At 38.8% G+C, this 6,718-nt stretch carries 5 protein-coding genes; 1 reads left to right on the forward strand and 4 read right to left on the reverse strand.

Translation table 11 applies throughout. The features are described from left to right. Window positions 1–263 precede the first annotated feature (263 nt). Together CK510_RS34080 and CK510_RS23700 are read right to left on the reverse strand one after the other, a co-directional pair. Complete coding sequence (locus CK510_RS34080; protein ID WP_281257077.1) at window positions 264–389, reverse strand: hypothetical protein; 126 nt, start codon at window positions 387–389, stop codon at window positions 264–266. After that, entirely contained in the window at window positions 386–643 is a 258-nt protein-coding gene (locus CK510_RS23700; RefSeq protein ID WP_095724021.1) for a type II toxin-antitoxin system ParD family antitoxin, read from the reverse strand. The genes CK510_RS34080 and CK510_RS23700 overlap by 4 nt, the downstream gene beginning before the upstream one ends. 181 nt (window positions 644–824) lie before the next feature. Between CK510_RS23700 and CK510_RS23705 the strand changes: the two genes are divergently transcribed. Next, the gene (locus tag CK510_RS23705) at window positions 825–1,256 is read left to right on the forward strand and encodes a hypothetical protein (protein WP_211293281.1); all 432 of its coding nucleotides are present in this window, start codon (window positions 825–827) and stop codon (window positions 1,254–1,256) included. A 276-nt stretch (window positions 1,257–1,532) separates the two neighbouring features. Here the strand turns inward: CK510_RS23705 and ileS are convergent, their stop codons facing one another. Then, window positions 1,533–4,421, reverse strand: a complete 2,889-nt coding sequence (ileS, locus tag CK510_RS23710) for an isoleucine--tRNA ligase (RefSeq protein WP_095724022.1) — start codon at window positions 4,419–4,421, stop codon at window positions 1,533–1,535. Window positions 4,422–4,682: 261 nt separating this feature from the next. After that, on the reverse strand, window positions 4,683–6,530 hold the full coding sequence (locus tag CK510_RS23715) for a serine/threonine-protein kinase (protein ID WP_245912356.1): 1,848 nt from the start codon (window positions 6,528–6,530) through the stop codon (window positions 4,683–4,685). Window positions 6,531–6,718 lie beyond the last annotated feature (188 nt).

Below are 6,718 nucleotides of genomic sequence, written 5' to 3' on the forward strand. Positions count from 1 at the left end.
TAAACCATAAAAATGGCTAAAACCTTGTTTGAACTCAAAATGCTGGAATTGCTTGTAGAGCCTAGATTGTAAGCCCTGTAAGGGTTAATTAAATTTTCGGGTCAAAAATGAGCGAACGCTGAGTTATAAATTGTAGGTTGGGTGAAGACACATGAGAATCTTTGCTGCTAATGAATAATCTAATTTGCGTCGTAACCCAACATTTCAATATTTCGGGTAAACTGATGTTATGAATGTTGGGTTTCGCAAAGCCTCCACCCAACCTACAGAAAATTGCTACTGTTCACATACTCGCACAAACTACCAATACCAGGGGTTTTCGCCAGTTGGGAAAAAGTTAACCTGGTTGCATCAAAAAATTTTGGTGTGATAATAATACGTAGCGTCATTTATTTTTCTGTGGAAAACGTTGCATAATTTGAGCGCGTTTTTGTTCCCACCACTCATCTGTTACTTCAATCGGTTTTCCACTATCCAAACCTTCCAACAACATTATCTCTAACTTTTTTTCTTCGGCTTTTTTTTGTGCTTGACGAATTAAATCGCGGATATACTCACTTGCGGTACTGTAATCACCTTTAGCTACTTCCTCATCAATAAAAGCCCGCATCGCATCAGGCAAAGAGATGTTAAGTGTTGTCATTAGCAATTGACCTTATATCTGGTTATTGAATTGTGCCAAATTTTGCCAAGAATCAAGCCTAGTATTATTTTACAGCTTTGCAACTCTCCAGGCGCGATCGCGTAAAACAAAAAAACTCTCTCCACATAGGAAAGTGTTGAGTTAGACTGTTGCCAAGCAATTTATAAGTAATGATAGAAATATGACAACCCTGCTCGTTCTCGGCAACATTAATCAGTTTACATTTGCGAACTCCATAGTTGCAGCTAATGCTAAAGCTGAGGAAATGTTTAAGCAGGCTCTAACAAATATATTTGTTGTGCATTCAAGAGATTCCTATGCCAAGTTAAAAAGTAATGAAGATTGGGTAGATCATATAGAAGCAAATGAAGTAAGCCGAGAATTGCTTGTCGATAAAATTGTCGAGATTACAGCAGAAGAAGCTTCGATTAAAAAATTTGTTGATTATGTTGAGTTTATTTTAAAGGGTATTCCAAATGGCTCAAACCTTATTGTCGATCTCACTAACGGAACTTCATTACAGAAGAATCTACTCTCAATAGCGTCTTATATTCTTGACATCATTTCAAGAAGTATACTTGGCATTGAAACTTGCGAAAACTCAGCCAGGTAAAAATGCTATTGTTGGGATTGAGCTTTGTTGAGTTTGTCCGGATGAGTTTGTCGCAGCATAACAACACCCATGCACACCGACCGCCGAGAGTTGATCGGTTGTGATTCAAAGGTTATCTGCGGCGGGTGATGAGCAACGTTAAATATTTCTCAGACAAGCGAAGCTTGCGCGACGTAAGTCGTTCGCATTTCAGATCAAACGACAAATAATAAACAATAAAAAGTCCCTCTCCACTCAGGAAAGGGACAAACTTTAACACCGAAAGTCAAATAAAGCTCAAAACTCTCCCGCTAATGCATCAATACATCGCTCACATAACAACGGATCGTCTTTTGATTCCCCCACATGGGTAGAATAATTCCAACAGCGATCGCACTTCTCACCCAATGCATCAACTACCCCAATTCCCCAATTTTCACTCAAGGAATTGTATTTCAATCCGTCAATTTTCTGGGCTGAATCTAACAGTTCAACTTGGGAAGTAATAAACAAATACCTCAATTCATCAACACCATTACTATTTTCCTCCAGCGCTTTTATCGAACTACGTAGCGACTCATCAGCGACATACAACAAAACCTTCGCTTCCAAAGACGAACCGATCGCTTTATCAACCCGTGCTTGTTCCAATACCTTGTTGACATCGTTACGAAGTTCCCGTAATTTCTCCCAGAAGCTAGCGATTTCGGGATTTTGCCATTTTGCATCTAACTTCACCCAACCAGCCTCAAACACCGATTTATAAGGGGTTTGGTAGGGTAAAAACTGCCAAATGTCCTCAGCTAAGTGACAGAGAACAGGTGCGATCGCACGGGTTAAATTTTCCAGTGCCACGTACAATACTGTTTGCGTACTGCGACGACGGAAACCATCGGGGGTACTGATGTATAATCTATCTTTGGCGATGTCGATATAGAAGCTGGATAAATCCACCACGCAAAAATTTTGGATGGTTTGGAAGAAACGGAAGAATTGGAAGCTTTCAAATGCGTCTGTAACTTCGTTAAATACTTCCGTCATTCGATGCAGCATGTATTTATCGACTGCGGGTAATTTGTCGTAGGGAACTGCATCTTTTTCAGGGTCAAAATCGTGTAAATTACCCAGTAAAACCCGCGCTGTATTCCGAATTTTTCCCCGAATATCCCCCAATTGTTTGAGGACATTTTTACCTATGCGTTGGTCATTGGTATAGTCTACTGAAGAAACCCACAACCGCAACACATCTGCACCGTAGGGAGGTTCTTCTTTTTGATTTTTCCCACCTTCAATTACGGAATTTGGATCGAGGACATTACCCAAGGATTTACTCATTTTGAACCCTTTTTCATCGAGGGTAAATCCATGCGTCAACACCGTTTTATATGGCGCACAATCGTTTACAGCTACACTGGTAAGTAAACTCGATTGAAACCATCCCCGATGTTGGTCAGAACCTTCCAAATAGATATCTACTGGGTACTTTTCTAACTCGGAACGCTGTTGCACCACCGAAGCCCAGGACGAACCGGAATCAAACCACACATCCATCGTATCAAAACCTTGGCGATACTTACGTCCATTGTTATGGTACTGTTCCGGTAGCAATTCCTCGACGGACATTTCCCACCAAGCATCAGAACCTTTTTCCGCAAAGATATCCCGAATACGGTTGATGGTTTCCTCTGTCATCAAAGGTTCGTTGGTTTCCTCATCATAAAATACAGGAATCGGTACACCCCAACTACGCTGACGGGAGATACACCAATCCGAGCGATCGCTAACCATCGGTGTAATTCTATTTACCCCCTGGGCAGGTATCCAACGCACCTCAGAGATAGCATTGAGAGCGCGATCGCGAAAACCCTCCACCGAAGCAAACCACTGTTCGGTAGCTCTAAAAATCGTCGGTTTTTTGGTTCTCCAATCGTAAGGGTATTTGTGTTGATACGGTTCCTCCTTCAATAAAGCACCAGCCACTAACATGGCATCAATCACCGCTTTATTACCATCACCGAGTACATTTAAACCCGCAAATTGTCCCGCTTCCTCAGTAAAATTCCCCCCATCATCCACAGGAGACAGAATCGGCAAACCATATTTTTGACCAGTGATGTAGTCTTCTTGACCATGACCAGGGGCAGTATGTACCAAACCTGTACCGCTCTCAGTAGTAATATAATCACCACCAATCACGATTTGACTTTCACGGTCAAATAAAGGATGTCGGTAAGTAGAATGTTCTAAATCTTTCCCCTTCAATGTGGTTTTTACTTGCATACCCACACCAAATTTTTCAGCCAGAGATTCAACCAAATCCGTCGCCACAATGAGATACTTAAATTTAATCCCACTTTGCGTCTCTGCGTCTTTGCACGACACTTCCACCACACTATAATCCAACTCATAATTCACTGCCACAGCCAAATTTGCCGGAATCGTCCAAGGAGTCGTCGTCCAAATAGCCACACCTAAATCAGGCAAATATTCCCCCAAAGCAGATTTAGCACCATCTCCTAAACTTACCATCGGGAAAGCTGCATACATACTCCGGGAAGTATGTCCTTCCGGATATTCTAACTCCGCTTCAGCCAAAGCAGTGCGAGAACTTGGACTCCAGTTAACAGGTTTCAAACCACGATAAATATATCCTTTCAAAAACATCTGCCCGAAAACTTCGATTTGAGCAGCTTCATATTCTGGTGTCAGCGTCAAATAGGGATGTTCCCAATCGCCCCAAACACCGTACCGTTTAAAGCTCTTGCGCTGCCCGTCAACAGCTTCTAATGCAAAATCCCTTGCCCTTTGTCGCAACTTAATTGGTGTCAAATCCTGCCGTTCTGCCTGCTTCATATTTTGCAGAACCTTTAGCTCAATCGGCAAACCGTGGCAATCCCAACCTGGTACATAGCGTACTTTCCTACCTTGCAAAAGTTGGTAACGATTAATAATATCTTTGAGGATTTTATTTAAAGCATGACCAATATGCAGCGAACCATTTGCGTATGGTGGTCCATCATGAAGTATAAATATATCACCGGGATTTTCTTGAGAAAGGCGATCGTATATCTTATTTTCTTCCCAAAACTTCTGGATTTCTGGCTCACGCTTGACTGCATTCGCTCGCATGTCGAATTTCGTCTGGGGAAGATTCACTGTATCTTTGTAACTTTTAGCTTCTGTCACAGCACTGATTGGTTAAGGAATATAAGGTCAGATTTTCACTATTATCCGTGAGAAGTTGAGCAGTGGGGAATATTGTTATGGAAATAATAATAGTCATGGTAGTTTCCTAAGTATATGGATTTTGTAGTATTAGTGTAACATTAAACCTACCATATCCCCGATTTCTACCCACAACCTTTAAATCTAGCGACAAGTATAGTTAGAAGTCGGGGATATTGAACCCACGCGATCGCTCCAAATAACCCGATATTTTCAGCGATACTAACTTCCAAATTCTAACTGGCAAATTTTGATTGTTTTATCTTGACTACCGCTAGCAATAATTGGCATGTCAGATTGGGTATTAAAATTAGCCGTAATAGCTGTCACTGAATCTTCATGTTGGCAAAGTGTGATTATTTCTTCTTGATTACTAACTCGCCAAATTTTAATAGTTTTATCTTTACTACTACTTATCAAAAATTCACCTGTAAAATCAAATATTAACCCAGTTATAGACCAAGAATGTCCTGAAAGTGTAGCAATTTCTTGACCTGTTTTTATTTCCCATAATTTAATTGTATTGTCATCGCTACCTGTCGCCAAAATTTCACCATTTGGGCTAAATGCCACCGCTAAAACTGCCCATGTATGTCCTGATATAATTGATGCGGGATTGGAGGGAATTTTTGCTTTACTTGATAATGCTTGTTCTAATTTCCATATACAAACTGTCTTATCAAAACTTGCACTTGCGACATACAAACCATCTGGACTAAAAGCCACTGCACTTACTTGTTGTTTATGTCCAGTTAAAGTGTTAATTTTTGTACCAGTTTCTACATCCCAAATTTTAACTGTTTTATCCCAACTTCCGCTAACAAGATATTTTGAATCGGGACTAAAAACAACAGATTTGACAGCTTTTGTATGTCCAATAAGTGTAATTATTTCTTGATAATTATTAGTATCCCATAATTTAATTGTTTTATCATTACTAGCTGATGCTAATATTTTTACATCTGGACTAAAACAAACAGATTCGACAGCTTGAGAATGTCCAGAAATAGATTGTAAAAACTGCTTTGTTTGCAAATCCCAGAGATAAATATTTTTATTATTATGACCGCTAGCCAAGATATGATTATGGGGATGAATTGCAACTGTATTTACTTCAGATGCAAGACTAATTTGTGATGTGAGAGTATGTAAACTAGCTAATTTTGGATATTCATTATTTTTCGTTTGAGATTTCAATTTAAAGCTTGATTTAATGCTTGTATAATCAATTCCCATTGCTTCCATAACATCTTGTGTTGACTGAAAACGATAATTTATATCTTTGTGAATTAATTTATCGAGAATATTCCCTATTCGTGCGCTAATTCCAGTTTGTAAATAATCGCGCCAAACCCATTGATTGTTAGCAGAATCAAATAAGTAAAATGGGGAAACTTGAGTTAATAAATAAATACAAGTAACACCTAAACTATAAAGGTCACTGCTAAATATAGGTTGACTATTTAATTGTTCTGGTGCAATATATTCAGGATTACCAGTAATAAGATTATTATCTACAGACAAATAGATTTTATCAAAAATACAAGCCGATGCAAAATCAACTAAAATAAATTTTTGCTGGTGAGAATTGGGATTATAAATAATATTGCTGGGTTTAATATCACAATGAATCAAATCATAACTATGTAGTAAATTAATCGCAGGTAAAACATCTGTTAAAAGTTGCCACACTTGAATCTCAGTTAACTTACCTTGTTCTGATAATAATTTATTTAAATTTTTGCCTTCAACATATTCAAATACCAGGTAAATATAATTATCTTCATAATGAGAACTCAGCAACTTGGGGAATAAACAATATTTCTCCAATTGCTGCAATAAACTGATTTTTCGAGCTAAATTTTGATTTTCCCCGGATTGCGATGCATCAAGGATACCGCTTTGCGATCGCAATCTTATTTTCTGAACTACGCAAGCGACAAAAGGGTAGTCTTTTTCGTCAACAGCTATGAATGTTTGCGTAAATTCACTACTTCCAATTAATTGTATTAGTCTATAAGCAGGTTCTAGAAACATAGGCAAGACGACTTCACGATTGATTATTTGCATTTTCTGACTCAGTGTGGTTTGGATATTGCTTTGTTCTATTATTCTCCTGCAAAATAAATTTTAATTGGGGAATTTTAGGAAAAATTGACATTAAATATGGGAATATAAGGTAATACAGTTCAGTTAAGCATTTCTTCCTTCTCTTCCTACCCTTCGGGTAGGCACGAAGTGACTTCCAAAGGTAGCCG

The organism is Brunnivagina elsteri CCALA 953, from assembly GCF_002289455.1.
Classification (GTDB): Bacteria; Cyanobacteriota; Cyanobacteriia; order Cyanobacteriales; family Nostocaceae; genus Brunnivagina; species Brunnivagina elsteri.